Here is a 20039-nt window from a genome sequence, read left to right on the forward strand (position 1 = left end):
TAAGTCTATGCGAAGAAAATCAGCGAATTACTTCGCGTCCTTCTCCTCGGCAGCCGGAGCAACAGCTGCTTCCTCAGCGGCCGGAGCCTCTTCGGTTGCAGCTTCCTCAGCGGCGGGAGCCTCAGCAGCTTCAGCCTCGGGAGCTTCTTCTGCAACGGGAGCAGCAGCAGCGGCTTCCTTCTTGTCGGCATCGCGCTTGGCAGCGGACGTAGCCTCGGCTACAACAGCCTGCTTGGCGGAAACCGGCTCGAGGACCAGCTCGATGACAGCCATGGGAGCGTTGTCGCCCTTGCGGTTGCCGATCTTGGTGATGCGGGTGTAGCCGCCGTCGCGGTTCTCCACAGCCTGCGCGATGTCGGTGAACAGCTCGTGGACGATGCCCTTGTTGCTGATCAGGCCGAGAACGCGGCGGCGGGAAGCGAGGTCGCCACGCTTGGCGAAGGTGACCAGGCGCTCTGCGTACGGCTTCAGGCGCTTGGCCTTGGTGACCGTGGTGGTGATCCGCTTGTGCTCGAACAGGGATGCTGCCAGGTTCGCGAGCATGAGGCGCTCGTGAGCCGGGCCGCCGCCGAGGCGCGGACCCTTAGTGGGGGTAGGCATAATTGTTTCTCCTCATGTGGAAGCCGTGGGCGGCACACCGTGGTGCTCCCGCCGGCCAAGGTCTGGTTTAGAGTTCGTCGTCGCCGAAGGCGGCGTCGTCCTCTTCGATTGCTGCGGCGCGTGCTGCGAGGTCAAAACCGGGAGGCGAGTCCTTGAGGGACAGGCCCAGTTCAACCAGCTTTGCCTTGACCTCGTCAATGGACTTTGCACCGAAGTTGCGGATGTCCATCAGGTCAGCCTCGGAGCGGGCAACGAGTTCACCCACGGTGTGGATGCCCTCACGCTTGAGGCAGTTGTAGGAACGGACGGTGAGGTCCAGATCCTCGATCGGCAGTGCCATGTCGGCTGCCAGGGCAGCGTCGGTGGGTGACGGGCCGATCTCGATACCTTCAGCTGCGGTGTTCAGCTCACGGGCCAGACCGAACAGTTCCACCAGGGTGGTGCCTGCGGAAGCAACGGCATCGCGCGGGGCGATGGCCTGCTTGGTCTCGACGTCGACAATCAGCTTGTCGAAGTCGGTGCGCTGCTCAACACGGGTTGCTTCCACGCGGAAAGTAACCTTCAGCACGGGCGAGTAGATGGAGTCGACCGGGATACGGCCGATCTCTGCGTCGCCGGACTTGTTCTGAGCTGCCGAAACGTAGCCGCGGCCGCGCTCGATGGTCAGTTCGAGTTCGAACTTGCCCTTCGAGTTCAGCGTGGCGATGTGCAGATCCGGATTGTGGAATTCGACGCCGGCCGGCGGAGCGATGTCCGCGGCGGTGACGACTCCGGGGCCCTGCTTGCGCAGGTAAGCCACGACAGGCTCGTCGTGCTCGGAGGAAACCGAGAGGCTCTTGATGTTAAGGATGATCTCGGTGACATCTTCCTTGACACCCGGAACCGTGGTGAACTCGTGCAGCACGCCATCGATCCGGATGCTGGTTACGGCAGCACCGGGGATGGAGGAGAGCAGGGTACGGCGGAGGGAGTTTCCGAGGGTGTAGCCGAAGCCCGGTTCCAGCGGTTCGATGATGAAACGCGAACGGTTTTCGGAGACTACCTCTTCGGAGAGGGTGGGGCGCTGTGCAATGAGCACTTAGGTTTCCTTTCGGCGAGCATCCGCTATATGACGCAACACAGGTGGTGGAAATTCGGTCTGAAGACTTAACGCGCTGGGCTTGCCCGGACCATCACTGGTCCGGGCAAGCTCCTGCTGCGGAAAAGAATTAGACGCGGCGGCGCTTCGGCGGGCGGCAGCCGTTGTGCGCTGCGGGGGTGACGTCCTGGATGGAGCCAACCTCGAGGCCTGCGGCCTGCAGCGAACGGATGGCGGTTTCGCGTCCGGAACCCGGTCCCTTGACGAAAACGTCTACCTTGCGCATGCCGTGCTCCTGAGCACGCTTGGCAGCGGCTTCGGCAGCCATCTGGGCAGCGAACGGGGTGGACTTGCGCGAGCCCTTGAAGCCAACCTCACCGGAGGAAGCCCAGGAAATAACAGCGCCGGACGGATCCGTGATGGAAACGATGGTGTTGTTAAAGGTGCTCTTGATGTGCGCCTGGCCAAGCGCGATATTCTTCTTGTCCTTCTTACGCGGCTTGCGAACCGCGCCACGAGTCTTCGGGGGCATTTTTTCTCCTACAGAAAGTTATTGGGGAAAGTCCGTAAATCCCGGGCGGGGATTTTAACGGGCCTTCTTCTTGCCTGCGACGGTGCGCTTCGGACCCTTGCGGGTACGGGCGTTGGTCTTGGTACGCTGCCCGCGGACCGGGAGGCCCTTACGGTGGCGAATACCTTCGTAGCTGCCGATTTCAACCTTGCGGCGGATATCAGCTGCTACTTCGCGGCGAAGGTCACCCTCAACCTTGTAGTTGCCTTCGATGTAATCACGCAGCTCAACCAGCTGGGCATCGGTCAGGTCCTTGACGCGAACGTCAGCGCTGATGCCCGTGGCAGCCAGGGTTTCGTGTGCACGGGTCTTGCCCACGCCGTAGATGTAAGTAAGCGCAATTTCCAGCCGCTTTTCGCGGGGAATGTCTACGCCAGCGAGACGAGCCATAGTGGCAGTACTCCTTGATAAACCGGAGGTCGTAGGCAGTACACCCGCACGTTCCGTGCGGCCCCAGCCTCCGACCGGGGGTTAGCTGCCCGGGCTCCATACGTCCCAGGTCAGCTTGTGCTGCCTTTATTTACTTGCGTGGGTTAGCAACCCAGGATTTCCTTCAGGGAAGGAAATTAGCCCTGGCGCTGCTTGTGGCGCGGGTTCTCGCAGATCACCATGACCCGGCCATTACGGCGGATCACTTTGCACTTTTCGCAGATCTGCTTGACGCTCGGCTTGACCTTCATGGCGTTCCTTTGCGTGTAGCAGTGTGGTCAACTGGAGCAGTAGTCAGCTTGCGCTGAAGCCGCCCAGCAATTTACTTGTAGCGGTAGACGATACGACCACGGGTGAGGTCGTACGGGCTCAGCTCCACCACTACGCGGTCCTCGGGGAGGATCCTGATGTAGTGCTGACGCATCTTTCCAGAGATGTGTGCCAGAACGATGTGCTTGTTGGTGAGCTCAACGCGAAACATCGCGTTAGGCAGCGCCTCGGTCACAACGCCTTCGATCTCAATGACCCCGTCCTTCTTGGCCATACCCTCCGCTAACTGTTGTTGCCGCAGCCCCGCCGGATTGCACCGGGCATGACCACGAACGTTTTTGTTGGATCGATTGCCGGCTCCAGGCCCAAAAGGGCGTGGCAGTCCAGACAACCAACAAACAACACTACCCTCTTGGCCGGTAAAAGTTAAATCGGCCATAGTAGCCTACGCGGTGCGGTACGCACCATATTCGCCCGCTGGAGTGCTGACGCCCTCAGCACTGGCCACCCCGTCCAGGATGGCTGAACGGACGACGTCGGCTGCCGCACTCTGCAGCGTAATCAGGCTGAGCTGCCGGGCAGCTTCGTCCGAGCGATCCAGTGGGAGAGCTCCAGTTGCCAAACAAAAGACAGTATCCCCGTCAGCCAGGGTGTGGGAGGGGTTCAGTGCGCGGGCGATCCCGGCGTGGGAAGCAGAGGCAGTCCGCTTGCACTCCGCCACATCAAGGACCGCGTTGGTAGCCACAACGACCAGGGTTGTATTCAGTGGCGCGTCTAAGTTGGGCCCACGCGAGCCGGGTTCCCTGGCCGAGCTTGCGAGGTTAGGGGGCTCGTGGGGCGGAACGAGCGAGCGCGCGGAGGGTTCGGGATTTCCCGAAGGAGTTACTGGCAGTCCCAGCGCATTCACCACCGCCAGCGCTCCAACAACAAGGCCGCTCTCCAGCACGATGGAGGCCATGCCCACTCCACCTTTGAACTGGCCGCGGCCGATGACGGCGCCAGTGCCGGCACCGACGTTGCCCCGTCCGACGTCGTGCCTTTCCTTTTGTCCCGCCGCGGCGGCCGTTGCCGCGTAGCCCATCTCCGGCGTCGGACGTGCTGTGAAGTCCCCTCCCCTGCCCAGGTCGAAGATGGCGGCGGCGGGAACGATGGGCACGACGCCGCCTGGAACGGCGAAACCCCTGCCGTTTTCCTCGCACCAGCGCTGGGCGCCGGCAGCGGACGCCAGCCCGTAGGCACTGCCGCCGGTGAGGACTACGGCGTCCACCGTGCTGACCAGGGTGGTGGGGTCAAGGGCGTCCGTTTCGTGGGTGGCAGGCCCGCCGCCCTGGACATCGACGGAACCCACCGTGCCCGGCGGCGGGAGGACCACGGTGACGCCGGTCAGCCATCCTCCGCTGTCCTTTTGGACATGGCCAACCCGGATGCCCGGAACGTCGGTGATGCTTCCCATCCCCCTATTCTCCCCTCCGCGGGCGTGCCCCTGCCGCATTGGGAAACTTTGTGCGAGACTGCATTCAACACAGCGTTAACGGGCGACGAAGCCTTGGATAACAGTCCCCTGACAAGGGCATATGCGGGTTTCAGCCCTCTGACGGTCTGGTGTAGTAGTGCCTAGATCAAGCCAGGGCCGGCCACAAGCAGGCTCCCAACCCGGGAGAGACACGCATGACCCGTCAACTCGCCCCGCACCCAGCCGCCAAACCCAAGAGGCCTCCGGGCCGCTCGGCGAAAGTCCCAAAGCGGCGGTGGACCGCGCGGACCCGGCGGGACTTCTTCGTTTTCCTCGCCATGGCGCTGCCCAACCTGGTGCTGATCGCGGTTTTCACCTACCGTCCGCTGTTCAGCAATATGTACTACTCCACACTGGACTGGACCCTGGGCTCCCCCACCGCAACGGTGGTTGGCCTCGCCAACTACGTCACCTTCTTCAGCAGCAATGACGCACCGAAAGTCCTGGGGACCACCGCCGTGTTCACGCTGGTTACAGTGGGTGGTTCCATGGTCCTGGGCCTGCTGGTGGCGCTGGCCCTGAACGCGAAGATCCGCGGCACCACGTTCGCCCGTTCAGCCGTCTTTGCACCGTACGTCCTCTCCGGCGTCGGCGTAGGCCTGGTGTGGCTGTTCATCTTCGATCCCGGCTACGGCGTCCTGGCCTGGCTGCTGCGCGGCATCGGGCAGCAGAGCCCGCAGTGGATTAACGACCCCCAGCTCTCGCTCGTCATGGTGATCCTGGTATACGTCTGGAAGAACCTGGGCTACTGCGCCGTGGTGTATCTCGCCGGGCTCCAGTCCCTTCCGCAGGATGTCATGGAGGCCGCATCCCTTGATGGCGCCAACGGATTCCGCCGTTTCACCAGCATCTCGCTGCCGCTGCTGTCCCCCACCGCGTTCTTCCTGCTGATCACCACCATGCTCAGTTCACTGCAGGCCTTCGACCTCATCCGCATCATGACGCCCTTGGGCACCGGCACCAGCACCCTGATCTACGAGGCCTACCTGCAGGCCTTCGGTGCCTACAACAGGGCAGGCTACTCGGCAGCAATTTCCGTGGTCCTGTTCGCGATCCTCCTGGTGATCACCGTGCTTCAGTTGCGGTTCGTGGAACGAAAGGTGCATTACTCATGACCTCCCTGTCCCCGGTCAGCCCCGACCCCACAGCCCCCGCCATCAGCGCACCGGAGCCAGGCCTTCACCGCGACCGCCCCTTCTCGCGCCGCAACCTCATCCGCACCGTGGTGGGCGGCTACCTGCCGCTGCTCGTGGCCACCCTGGTGGTATTCCTGCCCCTGCTGTGGATGGTCCTGAGCTCCTTCAAGCAGTCCGGCGAGATTGTCACCACGGACCTGAAAATCCTTCCGGAAAGCCTGAACCTCGAGAACTACCGGACCGCCATGACCACGGTGCCGTTTGGGCAGTTCTTCCTGAACAGCACCATCGTCACGCTGGCCGGGGCCACCATCAAGGTGCTGCTGGCCATCCTGACGGCCTACGCTTTGGTGTTTGTCCGCTTCCCGTTCCGGAACTTCATCTTCCTGCTGATCCTGGTGGCCCTCATGGTGCCGCCGCAGGTGTCCATCCTGCCCAACTTCATCCTGATCGCGGGCATCGGTGGAAAGAACACGCTGTGGGGCATCATCCTCCCCGGCCTTGGCACCGCGTTCGGGACGTTCCTGCTGCGCCAGCACTTCCGCACCCTCCCCGCTTCCATCCTGGAATCGGCCGAGATGGACGGTGCTGGCCACTGGCGCCGTTTGTGGCAGATCGTGGTTCCCGTTTCGGTCCCGTCCATCGCCACGGTGGCACTGGTGACCATCGTGACCGAATGGAATGACTACATCTGGCCCCTCATCATCACGGACCGTCCGGAAACCATGACCCTTCCCGTCGGGCTCACCCTGCTGCAGAACAACGAAAGCAACGCTGCCGGCTGGGGTGTCCTCATGGCGGGGGCAGTCCTGGTCATCGTTCCCATCCTGATCATCTTCGCGGCCCTCCAGCGCTACATCGTTGCGGGCCTCACCCAGGGCAGCGTGACCGGTTAAGCTGCCGGCCGCCGTCGCACTTTCCAACCCTTACAAAGGCACCAACCGAAAGGAAACTGTCATGACACTGCACCTGGACCGGAGGCATTTCCTGGGCCTGGCAGGGGTATCCGCCTCTGCCGCCGCCCTTGCCGCATGCGGCGGACCATCCACAAGCGGCGGCGGCCAGGCTACCTCCCAAGCTGCCGAGATCGACTTCAAGGACGTGAAGCCGGCGGCCAAGATCGACTTCTGGTCCAGCCACCCCGGCCAGTCGCAGGACGTGGAGAAGAGCCTGATCGATAAATTCCACGCCAAGAACCCGGACATCACGGTGAACCTGGTTACCGCCGGAGCAAACTACGAGGAAATCGCCCAGAAGTTCCAAACCGCCCAGGCGGCAAAGTCGGGCCTGCCGGGTGTGGTGGTCCTGTCCGACGTCTGGTGGTTCCGCTACTACACCAACGGCAGCATCATTCCCGTTGATGGCCTGATCAAGCAGCTGGACATGAGGATGGACGACTTCCAGCAGTCTCTGGTGAACGACTACAAGTACGACAACAAGCAGTGGGCGCTGCCATACGGCCGGTCCACGCCGCTGTTCTACTACAACAAGGACCATTTTGCGGCGGCCGGCCTTCCCGACCGGGCACCGAAGACCTGGGATGAATTCGCTGAATGGGCGCCCAAGCTGAAGGCCAGCTCGGGCGCCCAGTACGCCTACATCTACCCCGCTCTCGCCGGGTACGCGGGCTGGACACTGCAGAACATGCTGTGGGGATGGGGCGGCGGCTGGTCCAAGGAATGGGACATCACGTGTGACTCCACCGAGTCCGTTGCCGCGCTGCAGTGGGCGCAGGATTCGATCTACAAGGACAAGTGGGCCGGCGTCTCGTCCAAGGAAGCCGCTGATGACTTCTCCGCCGGCCTCACGTCCACCACCATCTCGTCCACGGGTTCGCTGCTGGGAATCCTGAAGTCCGCCAAGTTCAACGTGGGCGTTGGTTTCCTGCCGGGCGGGCCCAAGGCGCAATCGAACGTGTGCCCCACCGGCGGCGCCGGCCTGGGTATTCCCAGCGGCATCACCAAGGAGGAGCAGCTCGCGGCCGGAAAGTTCCTGGACTTCGTCACCCAGCCGGCGAGCACCGCGGAGTTCTCTGCGGCCACCGGCTACATGCCCACCCGAAAGTCCGCGGATACGGCGTCCGTCCTGGCCAAGACGCCGCAGATCAAGACCGCTATGGACCAGCTCGCCGTAACCAAGGTCCAGGACAACGCCCGGGTGTTCCTGCCGGGCGCCGACCAGGAAATGGCCAAGGCCGCCGCGAAGATCCTCACCCAGCAGGGCGATGTGAAGTCCACCATGACAGACCTGAAGAACACGCTGCAGAGCATCTACGAGCGCGACGTGAAGCCGAAGCTGAAGTCCTAACTGCCGTCGACGCGCAAAAGCCCTGGCCGGTCCCGAATTCGGGTCCCGTCAGGGCTTTTGCGCGTCACGCAGGACAACACGTGTCGAAGAGGGGGAAGTGTTTCCCTTACGGAATCGGCACCGGGGTGACGCCGAGGGGCACCAGGTGCTCCGCACCGCCGTCGGGCGCTGACAGCACCCAAATGCCCTTTTCATGCACGGCCACCGAGTGCTCCCACTGGCAGGACCGCTTGCCGTCGGTGGTGACCACCGTCCAGTCGTCGTCCAGGACTGCGGTGTCGATGCTGCCGCGCACCAGCATGGGCTCAATGGCCAGGCACAGGCCCGGTTTGATCCTGGGACCGCGGTGGTTGGTGCGGTAGTTCAGGACGTCCGGCGCCATGTGCATCTCGGAGCCGATGCCGTGGCCCACGTAGTCCTCCAGGATGCCCAACGGTTTGCCCGGGACGGATGAAACGTAGTCGTCGATCGCGGCGCCAATGTCCCCCACGTGGGTGCCGGTGGCCAGCGCCGCGATCCCCCGCCACATGGCTGCCAGGGTGACGTCGGAGAGCCGCTGGTCCTCGGGGTCGGCGGTTCCCACGATCACCGTGCGCGCCGAGTCCGAATGCCAGCCGTTGACGATCGCGCCGCCGTCGATGGAGATGATGTCGCCGTCCTGCAGTACGCGACTGCCCGGGATCCCGTGCACCACTTCCTCATTGACCGAGGTGCAAATTGTGGCCGGGAAGCCGTGGTAGCCCAGGAAGTTGGACTTGGCGCCAGCCTCATTAAGGACGGCGGCGAAGACGTCGTCCAGGTGCCTGGTGGTAACCCCCGGCACCGCGGCTGCAACGGCGGCATCCAGTGCACGGCTAAGGACCAGGCCGGCCTCATGCATGGTGCGCATCTGGGCGTTGTTCTTGAATTCGATGCGGGGCTGGCCGAAGGCCATGGTGATTCCTTTCAAATGGCTGAGGCTCCTCCCGGATGCCGGGAGGAGCCTCGATAAACCGGGCGCCTTGGTCAGGCTGCCTGAGCGGCCTTGATGGCCTGCATCACGCGGTTGGTAACTTCGTCGATGGGACCGATCCCGTCAACCTGGGTGAGGATGCCGCGCTCGGCGTACTTCGCCACCACGGCTTCGGTCTGCTCGTGGTAGAGGTCCAGGCGGTGGCGGATGACGGCTTCGTTGTCGTCGCTCCGGCCCGTTTCCTTGGCCCGGCCCAGCAGCCGGTGGACCAGTTCCTCGTCATCGGCGGTCAGCTGGAGGACCACGTCGAGCTTCTCGTCGCCATCGGCGAGGATCTCGTCAAGGTAGTCCACCTGCGCAGTGGTGCGCGGGTAGCCGTCCAGCAGGAAGCCGTTTTCGACGTCGGACTCGCCCAGGCGGTCGCGGACCATCTTGTTGGTCACGCTGTCCGGAACGAAGTCCCCGTTGTCCATGTACTTCTTGGCCTCGAGGCCCAGCGGGGTTTCACCCTTCACGTTGGCCCGGAAGATGTCGCCGGTAGAGATGGCCACAACGCCGAGGCGTTCTGAGATCCGCTCTGCCTGCGTTCCTTTTCCGGAACCGGGAGGTCCAATAATCAGCATTCTCGTCATCGCAAAAGCCCTTCGTAGTGACGTTGTTGTAGCTGCGCATCAATCTGCTTTACGGTCTCCAAACCAACGCCCACCATGATCAGGATCGAGGTGCCACCGAACGGGAAGTTCTGGTTCGCGTTGATCAGTACCAGTGCCACCAGCGGAATCAGTGCCACGAAACCCAAGTAGAGGGCGCCGGGCAGGGTGATCCGTGAAAGCACGTACTGCAGGTAATCAGCGGTCGGCCTGCCGGCGCGGATACCTGGAATGAAGCCGCCGTACTTCTTCATGTTGTCCGAGACTTCTTCAGGGTTGAAGGTAATCGCGACGTAGAAGTAGGTAAAGAACACGATCAGGACGAAGTAAACCGCCATGTAGATCGGGTGGTCACCGCGGGTGAGGTTGTTGTTGATCCACTCAACCCACGGTTGCATTGACTCGCCGTTCCGGGGCTGGTTGAACTGAGCGATCAGCCCGGGAATGTAGAGCATGGAGGAAGCGAAGATCACCGGAATGACGCCGGCCATGTTCACCTTGATGGGAATGTAGGTGCTGGTGCCGCCCACGGTGCGCCGGCCGATCATCCGCTTGGCGTACTGGACAGGAACGCGCCGCTGCGACTGCTCCACGAAGACCACGAGTGCCACGGTGAGCAGGCCCACGGCCAGGACAATGAAGAACGTCCCGGGGCCCTGCGAGGTCCAGATGGCACCCAGCGAGGTGGGGAACTGCGCGGCGATGGAAGTGAAGATGAGCAGCGACATGCCGTTGCCCACGCCCTTCTCCGTGACAAGCTCGCCCATCCACATGATCAGGCCGGTGCCCGCCGTCAGCGTGATGATGATCAGGATGGTGGTGATGATGCTGGTATCCGGGATGATCGGAAGCTGGCAGCCGGGAAGCAACTGCCCGGAGCGCGCCAGCGATACCAGGGTGGTGGCGTTGAGCAGGCCCAGCGCGATGGTGAGGTAGCGCGTGTACTGGGTCAGCTTGGACTGGCCCGAGGCTCCCTCTTCGTAAAGCTGCTGGAACCGGGGAATGACCACCCGGAGCAGCTGCACGATGATGCTCGCCGTGATGTAGGGCATGATGCCCAGGGCGAAGATGGACACCTGGAGCAGCGCACCGCCGCTGAAGAGGTTAACGAGCTGGTACAGCCCGCCGGCGGTCTGACCGTTCTGCAAGCATTGCTGGACATTCTGGTAGTTCACACCTGGCGAGGGAATGAAAGCGCCCAAGCGGAATATGGTGATGATTCCCAGCGTGAACAACAACTTGCGTCGCAGATCAGGCGTGCGAAAGGCCCGGCCAAATGCGCTAAGCAAGCGTCCTCCTGTGGTGTCAATAAGAGTGGGGTGGCGGAACTTGATAAATCCCGACAACCGAGTCTAACGGTTCAATGTGCCGTGCGAACAATCCGTGCCGGCGCCCATGCGCCGGATGGCGGGAAAAATACGTCCGGCGGATATGGAAAACTCCCGGTATCCGGGGCCGTAGCCCATGGATACCGGGAGTTTCAACAGCTGGCGCCGTCCCTTAGAGGGCGGTGGTGCTTCCGCCTGCTGCAGCAATCTTTTCAGCGGCACTGGCCGAGAATGCGTGGGCGGTGACGTCAACCTTGACGGTGATGTCGCCGGTGCCCAGCACCTTGACGGGCTGGTTCTTGCGAACGGCACCCTTTTCGACCAGGTTCTCCACGGTGACTGCGCCACCTTCCGGGAACAGCTCGCTGAGCTTGTCCAGGTTTACAACCTGGAACTCAACCCGGAACGGGTTCTTGAAGCCACGCAGCTTCGGCAGGCGCATGTGCAGCGGCAGCTGGCCGCCGGCAAAGCCAGCCTTCACCTGGTAGCGGGCAGCAGTACCCTTGGTACCGCGACCGGCGGTCTTACCCTTGGATGCCTCACCACGACCAACACGGGTCTTGGCGGTCTTGGCACCCGGAGCGGGACGCAGGTGGTGAACCTTCAGGGCGTTCTGCTTCTCAGCAGCCTGTGCCTTATCAGCAGTGTTCTCTGCCATTTACTTCGCCTCCTCTACCTTTACCAGGTGCGGAACCGTGTTGAGCATGCCAACGGTCACGGCATCGGCGGTGCGGACAACGGTGTGTCCGATCCGCTTCAGGCCGAGGGACCGCAGGGTGTCGCGCTGGTTCTGCTTGCCGCCAATGGCGGACTTGATCTGAGTGATCTCCAACTGGGCGTCGGAGGGGACCAGGTTCTTAGCCATGACTAAACACCTGCCTTCGGAGCCAGGAGGGCCTTCACCAGCGCCGCCGGAGCGATCTCGTCCAGCGGCAGGCCGCGGCGTGCTGCCACTGCTGCCGGCTCTTCGAGGCGCTTCAGGGCATCAACGGTCGCGTGAACGATGTTGATGGCGTTGGAGGAACCGAGCGACTTGGAGAGGATGTCGTGGATGCCCACGCACTCCAGTACTGCTCGGACCGGACCACCGGCGATAACACCGGTACCGGCGGAAGCCGGACGCAGCATTACGACGCCGGCAGCGGCTTCACCCTGAACGCGGTGCGGGATGGTGTTGCCAACGCGGGGAACGCGGAAGAAGGACTTCTTGGCCTCTTCAACGCCCTTGGCGATAGCAGCGGGAACTTCCTTGGCCTTGCCGTAGCCCACGCCGACCATGCCGTTACCGTCACCAACGACGACCAGCGCGGTGAAGCTGAAGCGACGACCACCCTTGACGACCTTGGAAACGCGGTTGATGGTGACAACGCGCTCTACGAACTGGTTCTTCTCGGCTTCACGGCCACCGTCGCGGCCGCCACGGCCACCGCGGTCGCCGCGGCCCTGGCCGCGGTCGCCACGCTCGCCGCGACGGGCGCCACCACGGCGGTCCTCGGCAGCGGGGGCAGTGGTCTCAGCAGCGGCGGCCTCGGGGGCCTTCTGATCTGCAGACACAGTGTCCTTTTCGTTGTTTGCTTCGGTCACAGTGACAGCCCACCTTCGCGTGCACCGTCGGCGACGGCGGCAATGCGGCCGTGGTACTTGTTACCACCACGGTCGAACACGACAGCCTCGACGCCGGCAGCCTTGGCACGTTCGGCAACGAGCTCGCCAACGCGCTTGGCCTTGGCAGTCTTGTCACCGTCGAATGCACGAAGGTCGGCTTCCAGGGTGGATGCGCTTGCTACGGTCTGGCCAATGCTGTCATCGACAACCTGGACAAATACGTGGCGTGCGGAGCGGTTGACCACCAGGCGGGGGCGGACAGCCGTACCGGAAATGCGCTTGCGGATACGAAGCTGGCGGCGGCTGCGGGCAGCAGCCTTGCTCTTGTTCGTACGCTTCTTGTTAATGGAGATGGCCATGGTTACTTACCAGCCTTTCCGACCTTGCGGCGGATGACTTCGCCGGCGTAACGGATGCCCTTGCCCTTGTACGGGTCAGGCTTCCGCAGCTTGCGAATGTTGGCAGCAACTTCGCCGACCTGCTGCTTATTGATACCTGAGACAGAGAGCTTGGTCGGTCCCTCTACTGCAAAGGTGATGCCGGCCGGAGCTGCAACGCTGACCGGGTGGCTGAAGCCGAGAGCGAACTCAAGGTCAGATCCCTTGGCCTGAACGCGGTAACCGGTACCAACGATTTCAAGCTTCTTCTCGTAGCCTGCGGTGACGCCCTGGATCATGTTGGCGATCAGGGTGCGGGTCAGGCCGTGGAGTGAACGGGAGGCGCGCTCGTCGTTCGGGCGGCTGACGGTCAGGGTGTTCTCGTCCAGGGCAACCTCGATGGGGCTGGCCACAGTGTGGGTCAACTCCCCCTTGGAACCCTTGACGCTGACGACAGAGCCGTCAACCTTGACCTCAACGCCGGCAGGAACGGTGATGGGGAGACGTCCAATACGTGACATTATTCTCTTCCTTTCCCGTTACCAGACGTACGCGAGGACTTCGCCGCCCACGCCCTTCTTGCCGGCCTGCTTATCAGTCAGGAGGCCGGAAGAGGTGGACAGGATTGCGATACCCAGGCCACCGAGCACGTGAGGCAGGTTGGTGGACTTCGCGTAAACGCGGAGACCCGGCTTGGAGATGCGGCGTACACCGGCGATGGAACGCTCGCGGTTCGGACCGAACTTGAGGTCGAGGGTCAGCTTCTTGCCAACCTCAGCGTCCTCTTCCTTCCAGCCGGCGATGAAACCTTCGGCCTTGAGGATGTCGGCAACGCGTGCCTTGAGCTTGCTGTAAGGCATAGACACGGAGTCGTGGTATGCCGAGTTTGCGTTACGCAGGCGCGTAAGCATATCTGCGACAGGATCTGTCATTGTCATGTGGGCTCATGCCCTTCCTCGTAACGGTTTCCGCCGTTCCGTCCTTTACGGAGCGGAGCGGCCGGACCTTTTACGTAGTTAATTAAGCTTCGGTTTTGAACGGGAAACCAAGCGCCTTGAGCAGCGCGCGGCCTTCGTCGTCGGTCTTGGCGGTGGTGACGACCGTGATGTCCATACCGCGGACGCGGTCGATCTTGTCCTGGTCGATTTCGTGGAACATAACCTGCTCGGTCAGACCGAAGGTGTAGTTTCCGTTGCCATCGAACTGCTTGCCGCTCAGGCCGCGGAAGTCGCGGATACGGGGCAGTGCCAGGGTGACCAGACGGTCCACGAATTCCCACATACGGTCGCCACGCAGGGTTGCGTGTGCACCGATGGGCATGCCTTCGCGCAGCTTGAACTGTGCGATCGACTTGCGGGCCTTGGTGACCTGCGGCTTCTGGCCGGTGATCTGGGTGAGGTCGCGGACAGCGCCGTCGATCAGCTTGGAGTCCTTGGCGGCATCTCCAACACCCATGTTCACAACAACCTTGACCAGGCGGGGAACCTGGTTCACGTTGGCGTACTTGAACTCATCCTGGAGCTGGCCCTTGATGGTTTCGGCGTACTTGGTCTTCAGACGAGGAACGATCTTCGTTGCCGGAGTCTCGAGAGTCTCAGTCATTAGATGTCCTTCCCGGAGCTCTTGGACACGCGGATGCGGACGGTCTTCTGGACGCCGTTCTTCTCCACGGTGTCGAGGCGGAAGCCCACGCGGGTCGGCTTCTTGGTCGACGGGTCAACCAGGGCCACGTTGGAAATGTGGATCGGGGCCTCTACGACCTCGATGCCGCCGGTCTTGGTGCCGCGCTGCGACTGTCCAACACGGGTGTGCTTGGTGACGCGGTTGATACCCTCAACCAGCACGCGGTTGGTGTCGGTGAATACACGCAGCACCTTGCCCTGCTTGCCACGGTCGCCGCCGCGCTCAGCCTTGGCGCCAGTGATGACCTGAACCAGGTCACCCTTCTTGATCTTTGCAGCCATGGACTAGAGCACCTCCGGAGCCAGAGAAACGATCTTCATGAACTTCTTGTCACGCAGTTCACGACCAACCGGTCCGAAGATACGGGTACCGCGGGGGTCACCGTCGTTCTTCAGGATCACAGCTGCGTTCTCGTCAAACTTGATGTAGGAACCATCCGCACGGCGGCGTTCCTTCTTGGTACGGACGATGACGGCCTTGACCACATCGCCCTTCTTTACGTTGCCGCCAGGGATTGCATCCTTGACGGTGGCGACAATGACGTCACCGATGCCTGCGTAGCGACGGCCGGATCCACCGAGAACGCGAATGGTAAGGATTTCCTTAGCACCCGTGTTGTCGGCGACCTTGAGTCGCGACTCCTGCTGAATCACTATTTACTCCTTGCGTCGCGCCGGTTCTCAGGCCGTGGTCTTGCTACGGAATGAGCCTTGCGGAACGGTTGATCGGGGTGTCTCTTGACCTGCCTGGATTTTGCCAGACCAGGCCTAAACGCCCGTGCCAGAAGCAGTTGCTCCCATCCGGTCCGGGATGGATCCCGGGCGCACAGGGGCACTATGCTGTGGCACGCTTGTTTACGAGGTTGATGATGGCGCGCGAAAGGCGCCATACAAACTCAATATCCTAGCACGTTTTCCGCCGGTCCCCATATCACCACCGTCCCCTGCCCTGCAAGACGGAGAGACGTCCCTGCAAGACGGACGACGGCGTCACGCACGGCAGTCTTTCGGCGCGCCCTGGGTGCCGCTCCCCCGCCAGCCCGGGCCCCGCCGTCGTCCGCTGCCTGCAAAGCCGGCCTGGCGTGACGCGGGCGGCAACCACGCTGCCGGTTAAACGAGGAAGCCCCCGCTCCCGGAAGGGAGCAGGGGCAACAGCTAAGCAGCAGGTGCTACTTGGCCTTCTCGAGGATTTCCACGAGCCGCCAGTTCTTGGTGGCGGACAGCGGACGGGTCTCGGCGATGACTACGAGGTCGCCGATGCCGGCGGTGTTCTCTTCGTCGTGCGCCTTGACCTTGGAGGTGCGGCGGATGACCTTGCCGTACAGTGCGTGCTTCACGCGGTCTTCAACCTCAACAACGATGGTCTTTTCCATCTTGTCGGAGACCACGTAGCCGCGACGGGTCTTGCGGTAACCGCGCTGCCCAGCCTTGGCTGCGGTAGCAGTTTCGGTCACGTTCTGGTCCTTTTCACTCACTTGGCGTCCTCCTCGGTCTCAGCCTTTTCAGCCTTGTCGGCCTTCTTGGTTGAAGCCTTCTTGGACTTCTTCTCTTCCTTGGCTTCCACAACCGGTGCGGCAACCTCGGCACGAATGCCCAGCTCGCGTTCGCGGAGAACGGTGTAGATGCGGGCAATGTCCTTCTTGACCGCGCGCAGACGACCGTGGTTCTCCAGCTGTCCGGTGGCGGACTGGAAACGCAGGTTGAACAGCTCTTCCTTGGCCTTGCGGAGTTCTTCAACGAGACGCTCGTTGTCGAAACCGTCCAGCTGTGCGGGAGCCAGATCCTTGGATCCTACTGCCATTTCTATTCACCACCTTCGCGACGCACAATGCGTGCCTTCAACGGCAGCTTGTGGATTGCCAGGCGCAGGGCCTCGCGAGCTACCTCTTCATTGACACCGGAGAGTTCGAAAAGAACCCGGCCCGGCTTGACGTTGGCGACCCACCATTCCGGTGAACCCTTACCGGAACCCATGCGGGTTTCGGCCGGCTTCTTGGTCAGGGGACGGTCCGGGTAGATGTTAATCCAGACCTTACCGCCACGCTTGATGTGGCGGGTCATCGCGATACGAGCGGACTCGATCTGACGGTTGGTGACGTATGCCGGGCTCAGAGCCTGGATACCCCACTCACCGAACGAGACCTCGGTGCCGCCCGTGGCAGCGCCGGAACGACCCGGGTGGTGCTGCTTACGGTGCTTGACTCGACGTGGGATAAGCATTTAAGCCTGTCCTCCTTCTACAGCAGCAGGTGCTGCTTCAACTGCCGGTGCTTCGGCAGCAGGAGCTGCGTCAGCGGCCGGGCGGTCGTTGCGACGGCGGCGGTCACCGCGGTCAGCGCCACCCGGACGGCCGGGACGTTCGCCACGGCCACCGCGGGACGGTGCGGCAGCAGCCTGTGCGGCCAGTTCCTTGGCGGTGACGTCACCCTTGTAGATCCAGACCTTCACACCGATGCGGCCGAAGGTGGTCTTGGCTTCGTAGAAGCCGTAGTCGATGTTCGCGCGGAGGGTGTGCAGGGGCACACGGCCTTCGCGGTAGAACTCCGAGCGGGACATTTCAGCGCCACCAAGGCGGCCCGAGCAGGCGATACGGATGCCCTTGGCACCTGCACGCTGTGCGGACTGCATGGCCTTCTTCATCGCACGGCGAAACGCCACGCGGGAAGTCAGCTGCTCTGCCACGCCCTGGGCAACAAGCTGGGCTTCCATTTCGGGGTTCTTGACCTCGAGGATGTTCAGCTGGACCTGCTTGCCGGTGAGCTTTTCGAGCTCGCCGCGGATGCGGTCTGCTTCTGCTCCACGGCGGCCGATGACGATGCCGGGACGGGCCGTGTGGATGTCCACGCGGACACGGTCACGGGTGCGCTCGATTTCGACCTTGGCGATACCGGCGCGCTCCATGCCCGTGGACATGAGCTGGCGGATGCGGATGTCTTCGCGAACGAAGTCCTTGTACCGCTGGCCGGCCTTGGTGCTGTCAGCGAACCAGTGCGATACGTGATCGGTGGTGATGCCGAGTCGGAACCCGTGCGGGTTTACTTTCTGTCCCACTTAGCGAGCCTCCTCTTTCTCCGGGGTAGCGACTACCACGGTGATGTGGCTGGTGCGCTTCTTGATCTGAAATGCACGACCCTGGGCACGCGGCTGGAACCGCTTCATGGTCGGGCCTTCATCAACAAACGCTTCGCTGATGATGAGGTCGCCTTCGTCAAACCCCACGCCGTCGCGGTCCGCGAGGACCCGGGCGTTGGCGATTGCCGACTGAACTACCTTGAATACCGGCTCCGAAGCTGCCTGCGGGGCAAACTTCAGAATTGCCAGAGCCTCATTCGCTTGCAATCCACGAACAAGGTTGACGACGCGCCGGGCCTTCATAGGCGTTACGCGGATGTGGCGCGCAATTGCCTTGGCTTCCATTGCTTTCCTTCTCTCGTCTTTGACGTAAACGCAGGCGCCTAGCGGCGCTTGCCCTTACGGTCGTCCTTGACATGGCCGCGGAATGTCCGCGTGGGAGCGAATTCGCCGAGCTTGTGCCCGACCATCGACTCAGTGACAAACACCGGGATGTGCTTGCGTCCGTCGTGTACGGCGATCGTGTGCCCGAGCATGTCGGGGATGATCATCGAACGGCGGGACCAGGTCTTGATGACGTTCTTGGTGCCCTTTTCGTTTTCCCTGGCTACCTTCACAAAGAGGTGCTGGTCAACGAAAGGACCTTTTTTCAGGCTGCGTGGCATGTGTCCAGGCTCCTATCGCTTGTTCTTGCCAGTACGACGGCGACGCACAATAAGCTTGTCGCTCTCTTTGTTGGGGCGGCGGGTGCGGCCTTCCCGCTTACCGTTCGGGTTGACGGGGTTACGTCCACCGGACGTCTTGCCCTCGCCACCACCGTGCGGGTGGTCAACCGGGTTCATGGCGACACCACGGACGGTCGGGCGAACGCCCTTCCACCGCATACGGCCGGCCTTGCCCCAGTTGATGTTCGACTGCTCGGCGTTGCCCACCTCGCCGACGGTTGCGCGGCAGCGCACGTCAACGTTGCGGATTTCACCGGAAGGCAGGCGCAGCTGGGCGAAACGGCCTTCCTTGGCAACAAGCTGGATGGATGCGCCGGCGGAGCGGCCCATCTTGGCGCCGCCGCCCGGACGCAGCTCCACTGCGTGGATGACGGTACCCACCGGGATGTTGAGCAGCGGCAGGTTGTTACCGGGCTTGATGTCAGCACCGGCACCTGCCTCAACAACGTCACCCTGGGAGAGCTTGTTGGGAGCGATGATGTAACGCTTGGTGCCATCAACGTAGTGCAGGAGGGCGATGCGAGCCGTGCGGTTCGGATCGTACTCGATTTCGGCAACGCGGGCGTTGACGCCGTCCTTGTCGTGGCGACGGAAGTCGATCAGACGGTACTGGCGCTTGTGTCCGCCACCCTTGTGGCGGGTGGTGATCTTACCGGTGTTGTTACGGCCGCCCTTTTTGGGCAGCGGACGTACCAACGACTTTTCCGGCGTCGACCGCGTAATTTCGATGAAGTCCGCTACGCTCGAGCCACGACGGCCCGGGGTAGTCGGCTTGTACTTACGGATTCCCATAATTTATTTCCTCGTTAAAGTGGTCTCCGCTACGCGAGCGGACCGCCGAAGATGTCGATGGTGCCTTCTTTGAGGGTGACAATCGCACGCTTGGTGTTCTTGCGGGTACCCCATCCGAATTTGGTGCGCTTGCGCTTACCGGCACGGTTGATGGTGTTGATCGATTCGACCTTGACGGAGAAAATCTTCTCCACGGCCAGCTTGATCTCGGTCTTGTTCGAACGGGGGTCCACCAGGAAGGTGTACTTGCCCTCGTCGATCAGGCCGTAGCTCTTTTCCGACACGACGGGTGCAAGCACGACGTCGCGGGGATCCTTGATGGTGGCTGCGCTCACTTGGCATCCTCCTCGTTCTTAGCTGCCTTAGCGGCAACGAATGCGTCGTAGGCAGCCTTGGTGAAGACAACGTCATCAGAGACGAGAACGTCGTAGGTGTTCAGCTGGTCTACGTACAGAACGTGAACTCCGGCGAGGTTGCGCACGGACAGTGCGGCAACGTCGTTATCGCGCTCGATGACGACCAGCAGGTTCTTGCGGTCGGAAACACCGCGGAGCGTTGCCAGTGCGGTCTTGGCGGAGGGCTTGGTGCCTTCAACCAGTTCTGCGACAACGTGGATGCGACCGTTGCGTGCCCGGTCAGACAGTGCGCCGCGCAGTGCAGCAGCAATCATCTTCTTGGGGGTGCGCTGGCTGTAGTCACGCGGGGTGGGACCGTGGACAATGCCACCGCCGGTCATGTGCGGAGCACGGATTGAACCCTGGCGGGCGCGGCCGGTGCCCTTCTGCTTGAACGGCTTGCGTCCTGCACCGGAAACTTCAGCACGGGTCTTGGTCTTGTGGGTTCCCTGACGGGCAGCAGCGAGCTGGGCAACGACAACCTGGTGCAGCAGCGGCACGTTGGTCTGAACGTCGAAGATCTCTGCAGGCAGGTCAACCTGGACAGTGTTAGCCAT

31 protein-coding genes are annotated in these 20039 nt (G+C 62.4%); 3 read left to right on the forward strand and 28 right to left on the reverse strand.

Annotation, left to right across the window (positions count from 1 at the left end; translation table 11 throughout):
* Window positions 1-27: 27 nt before the first annotated feature.
* From rplQ to FBY36_RS02570, 7 genes are all read right to left on the reverse strand, one after another.
* Window positions 28-600: a 50S ribosomal protein L17 gene (gene rplQ, locus FBY36_RS02540; protein ID WP_142117225.1), complete on the reverse strand. Its 573-nt coding sequence runs from the start codon at window positions 598-600 to the stop codon at window positions 28-30.
* A gap of 67 nt (window positions 601-667) precedes the next feature.
* Complete coding sequence (locus FBY36_RS02545) at window positions 668-1678, reverse strand: DNA-directed RNA polymerase subunit alpha (RefSeq protein ID WP_013601812.1); 1011 nt, start codon at window positions 1676-1678, stop codon at window positions 668-670.
* A gap of 130 nt (window positions 1679-1808) precedes the next feature.
* Complete coding sequence (rpsK, locus tag FBY36_RS02550) at window positions 1809-2210, reverse strand: 30S ribosomal protein S11 (protein WP_018760435.1); 402 nt, start codon at window positions 2208-2210, stop codon at window positions 1809-1811.
* Window positions 2211-2264: 54 nt separating this feature from the next.
* On the reverse strand, window positions 2265-2639 hold the full coding sequence (gene rpsM / locus FBY36_RS02555; RefSeq protein WP_028275004.1) for a 30S ribosomal protein S13: 375 nt from the start codon (window positions 2637-2639) through the stop codon (window positions 2265-2267).
* Between the two features lie 176 nt (window positions 2640-2815).
* Window positions 2816-2929: a 50S ribosomal protein L36 gene (gene rpmJ, locus FBY36_RS02560; protein ID WP_009358722.1), complete on the reverse strand. Its 114-nt coding sequence runs from the start codon at window positions 2927-2929 to the stop codon at window positions 2816-2818.
* A gap of 71 nt (window positions 2930-3000) precedes the next feature.
* Window positions 3001-3222, reverse strand: a complete 222-nt coding sequence (infA, locus tag FBY36_RS02565; RefSeq protein ID WP_009358723.1) for a translation initiation factor IF-1 — start codon at window positions 3220-3222, stop codon at window positions 3001-3003.
* A gap of 171 nt (window positions 3223-3393) precedes the next feature.
* Window positions 3394-4401 (reverse strand): P1 family peptidase, encoded by a 1008-nt coding sequence (locus FBY36_RS02570; protein ID WP_142117227.1) that lies wholly within the window; start codon window positions 4399-4401, stop codon window positions 3394-3396.
* Between the two features lie 215 nt (window positions 4402-4616).
* On the opposite strand from FBY36_RS02570, the gene FBY36_RS02575 reads away from it, so the two are divergent.
* The 3 genes from FBY36_RS02575 (at window position 4617) to FBY36_RS02585 (ending at window position 7904) form a co-directional block, all read left to right on the forward strand.
* Window positions 4617-5576, forward strand: coding sequence for a carbohydrate ABC transporter permease (locus FBY36_RS02575; protein WP_200830418.1), 960 nt, complete (start codon window positions 4617-4619; stop codon window positions 5574-5576).
* Window positions 5573-6493 (forward strand): carbohydrate ABC transporter permease, encoded by a 921-nt coding sequence (locus FBY36_RS02580; RefSeq protein ID WP_142117228.1) that lies wholly within the window; start codon window positions 5573-5575, stop codon window positions 6491-6493. Before FBY36_RS02575 ends, FBY36_RS02580 begins: the two co-directional genes overlap by 4 nt.
* A 61-nt stretch (window positions 6494-6554) precedes the next feature.
* Window positions 6555-7904, forward strand: a complete 1350-nt coding sequence (locus FBY36_RS02585; RefSeq protein ID WP_142117230.1) for an ABC transporter substrate-binding protein — start codon at window positions 6555-6557, stop codon at window positions 7902-7904.
* Window positions 7905-8010: 106 nt separating this feature from the next.
* On the opposite strand, the gene map is transcribed toward FBY36_RS02585, so the two are convergent.
* The 21 genes from map to rplD all read right to left on the reverse strand — a co-directional run bounded on the left by map (window position 8011) and on the right by rplD (window position 20039).
* Entirely contained in the window at window positions 8011-8838 is an 828-nt protein-coding gene (gene map / locus FBY36_RS02590; protein WP_142117231.1) for a type I methionyl aminopeptidase, read from the reverse strand.
* 71 nt (window positions 8839-8909) lie between these two features.
* On the reverse strand, window positions 8910-9479 hold the full coding sequence (locus tag FBY36_RS02595) for an adenylate kinase (RefSeq protein ID WP_200830555.1): 570 nt from the start codon (window positions 9477-9479) through the stop codon (window positions 8910-8912).
* Between the two features lie 5 nt (window positions 9480-9484).
* A complete protein-coding gene (gene secY / locus FBY36_RS02600; RefSeq protein ID WP_142117232.1) occupies window positions 9485-10795 on the reverse strand; it encodes a preprotein translocase subunit SecY in 1311 nt (436 codons plus the stop codon).
* A 211-nt stretch (window positions 10796-11006) separates the two neighbouring features.
* Window positions 11007-11492 (reverse strand): 50S ribosomal protein L15, encoded by a 486-nt coding sequence (gene rplO / locus FBY36_RS02605; RefSeq protein WP_056334273.1) that lies wholly within the window; start codon window positions 11490-11492, stop codon window positions 11007-11009.
* On the reverse strand, window positions 11493-11699 hold the full coding sequence (rpmD, locus tag FBY36_RS02610) for a 50S ribosomal protein L30 (protein WP_009358731.1): 207 nt from the start codon (window positions 11697-11699) through the stop codon (window positions 11493-11495).
* 2 nt (window positions 11700-11701) lie between these two features.
* On the reverse strand, window positions 11702-12418 hold the full coding sequence (gene rpsE / locus FBY36_RS02615) for a 30S ribosomal protein S5 (RefSeq protein ID WP_142032007.1): 717 nt from the start codon (window positions 12416-12418) through the stop codon (window positions 11702-11704).
* Window positions 12415-12798 (reverse strand): 50S ribosomal protein L18, encoded by a 384-nt coding sequence (gene rplR, locus FBY36_RS02620; protein ID WP_056334267.1) that lies wholly within the window; start codon window positions 12796-12798, stop codon window positions 12415-12417. The genes rpsE and rplR overlap by 4 nt, the downstream gene beginning before the upstream one ends.
* Before the next feature lie 2 nt (window positions 12799-12800).
* The gene (rplF, locus tag FBY36_RS02625; protein ID WP_142117233.1) at window positions 12801-13337 is read right to left on the reverse strand and encodes a 50S ribosomal protein L6; all 537 of its coding nucleotides are present in this window, start codon (window positions 13335-13337) and stop codon (window positions 12801-12803) included.
* Between the two features lie 18 nt (window positions 13338-13355).
* Window positions 13356-13754 carry a 30S ribosomal protein S8 gene (gene rpsH / locus FBY36_RS02630; RefSeq protein WP_015937843.1) on the reverse strand — a complete coding sequence of 133 codons (399 nt, stop codon included), beginning with the start codon at window positions 13752-13754 and terminating at the stop codon, window positions 13356-13358.
* An 82-nt stretch (window positions 13755-13836) separates the two neighbouring features.
* Window positions 13837-14418, reverse strand: a complete 582-nt coding sequence (gene rplE / locus FBY36_RS02635; protein ID WP_110541323.1) for a 50S ribosomal protein L5 — start codon at window positions 14416-14418, stop codon at window positions 13837-13839.
* Window positions 14418-14780: a 50S ribosomal protein L24 gene (gene rplX, locus FBY36_RS02640; protein ID WP_142032009.1), complete on the reverse strand. Its 363-nt coding sequence runs from the start codon at window positions 14778-14780 to the stop codon at window positions 14418-14420. Before rplX ends, rplE begins: the two co-directional genes overlap by 1 nt.
* Before the next feature lie 3 nt (window positions 14781-14783).
* On the reverse strand, window positions 14784-15152 hold the full coding sequence (gene rplN / locus FBY36_RS02645) for a 50S ribosomal protein L14 (RefSeq protein WP_003803789.1): 369 nt from the start codon (window positions 15150-15152) through the stop codon (window positions 14784-14786).
* 515 nt (window positions 15153-15667) lie between these two features.
* Window positions 15668-15973, reverse strand: coding sequence for a 30S ribosomal protein S17 (rpsQ, locus tag FBY36_RS02650; RefSeq protein WP_018769137.1), 306 nt, complete (start codon window positions 15971-15973; stop codon window positions 15668-15670).
* Window positions 15970-16299 (reverse strand): 50S ribosomal protein L29, encoded by a 330-nt coding sequence (rpmC, locus tag FBY36_RS21060; RefSeq protein WP_018769136.1) that lies wholly within the window; start codon window positions 16297-16299, stop codon window positions 15970-15972. The genes rpsQ and rpmC overlap by 4 nt, the downstream gene beginning before the upstream one ends.
* Window positions 16300-16301: 2 nt before the next feature.
* Window positions 16302-16718, reverse strand: coding sequence for a 50S ribosomal protein L16 (gene rplP / locus FBY36_RS02660; protein WP_015937848.1), 417 nt, complete (start codon window positions 16716-16718; stop codon window positions 16302-16304).
* On the reverse strand, window positions 16719-17549 hold the full coding sequence (gene rpsC / locus FBY36_RS02665; RefSeq protein ID WP_142032012.1) for a 30S ribosomal protein S3: 831 nt from the start codon (window positions 17547-17549) through the stop codon (window positions 16719-16721).
* Window positions 17550-17915 (reverse strand): 50S ribosomal protein L22, encoded by a 366-nt coding sequence (rplV, locus tag FBY36_RS02670; RefSeq protein ID WP_142117234.1) that lies wholly within the window; start codon window positions 17913-17915, stop codon window positions 17550-17552. It lies immediately after the preceding gene.
* Window positions 17916-17953: 38 nt separating this feature from the next.
* Window positions 17954-18235: a 30S ribosomal protein S19 gene (gene rpsS, locus FBY36_RS02675; protein ID WP_003803803.1), complete on the reverse strand. Its 282-nt coding sequence runs from the start codon at window positions 18233-18235 to the stop codon at window positions 17954-17956.
* Between the two features lie 12 nt (window positions 18236-18247).
* The gene (gene rplB, locus FBY36_RS02680) at window positions 18248-19087 is read right to left on the reverse strand and encodes a 50S ribosomal protein L2 (RefSeq protein ID WP_026264302.1); all 840 of its coding nucleotides are present in this window, start codon (window positions 19085-19087) and stop codon (window positions 18248-18250) included.
* Between the two features lie 29 nt (window positions 19088-19116).
* Window positions 19117-19422, reverse strand: a complete 306-nt coding sequence (rplW, locus tag FBY36_RS02685; RefSeq protein ID WP_011692807.1) for a 50S ribosomal protein L23 — start codon at window positions 19420-19422, stop codon at window positions 19117-19119.
* Window positions 19419-20039, reverse strand: coding sequence for a 50S ribosomal protein L4 (gene rplD, locus FBY36_RS02690; protein WP_018769134.1), 621 nt, complete (start codon window positions 20037-20039; stop codon window positions 19419-19421). The genes rplW and rplD overlap by 4 nt, the downstream gene beginning before the upstream one ends.

This window comes from Arthrobacter sp. SLBN-122 (assembly GCF_006715165.1).
Classification (GTDB): Bacteria; Actinomycetota; Actinomycetes; order Actinomycetales; family Micrococcaceae; genus Arthrobacter.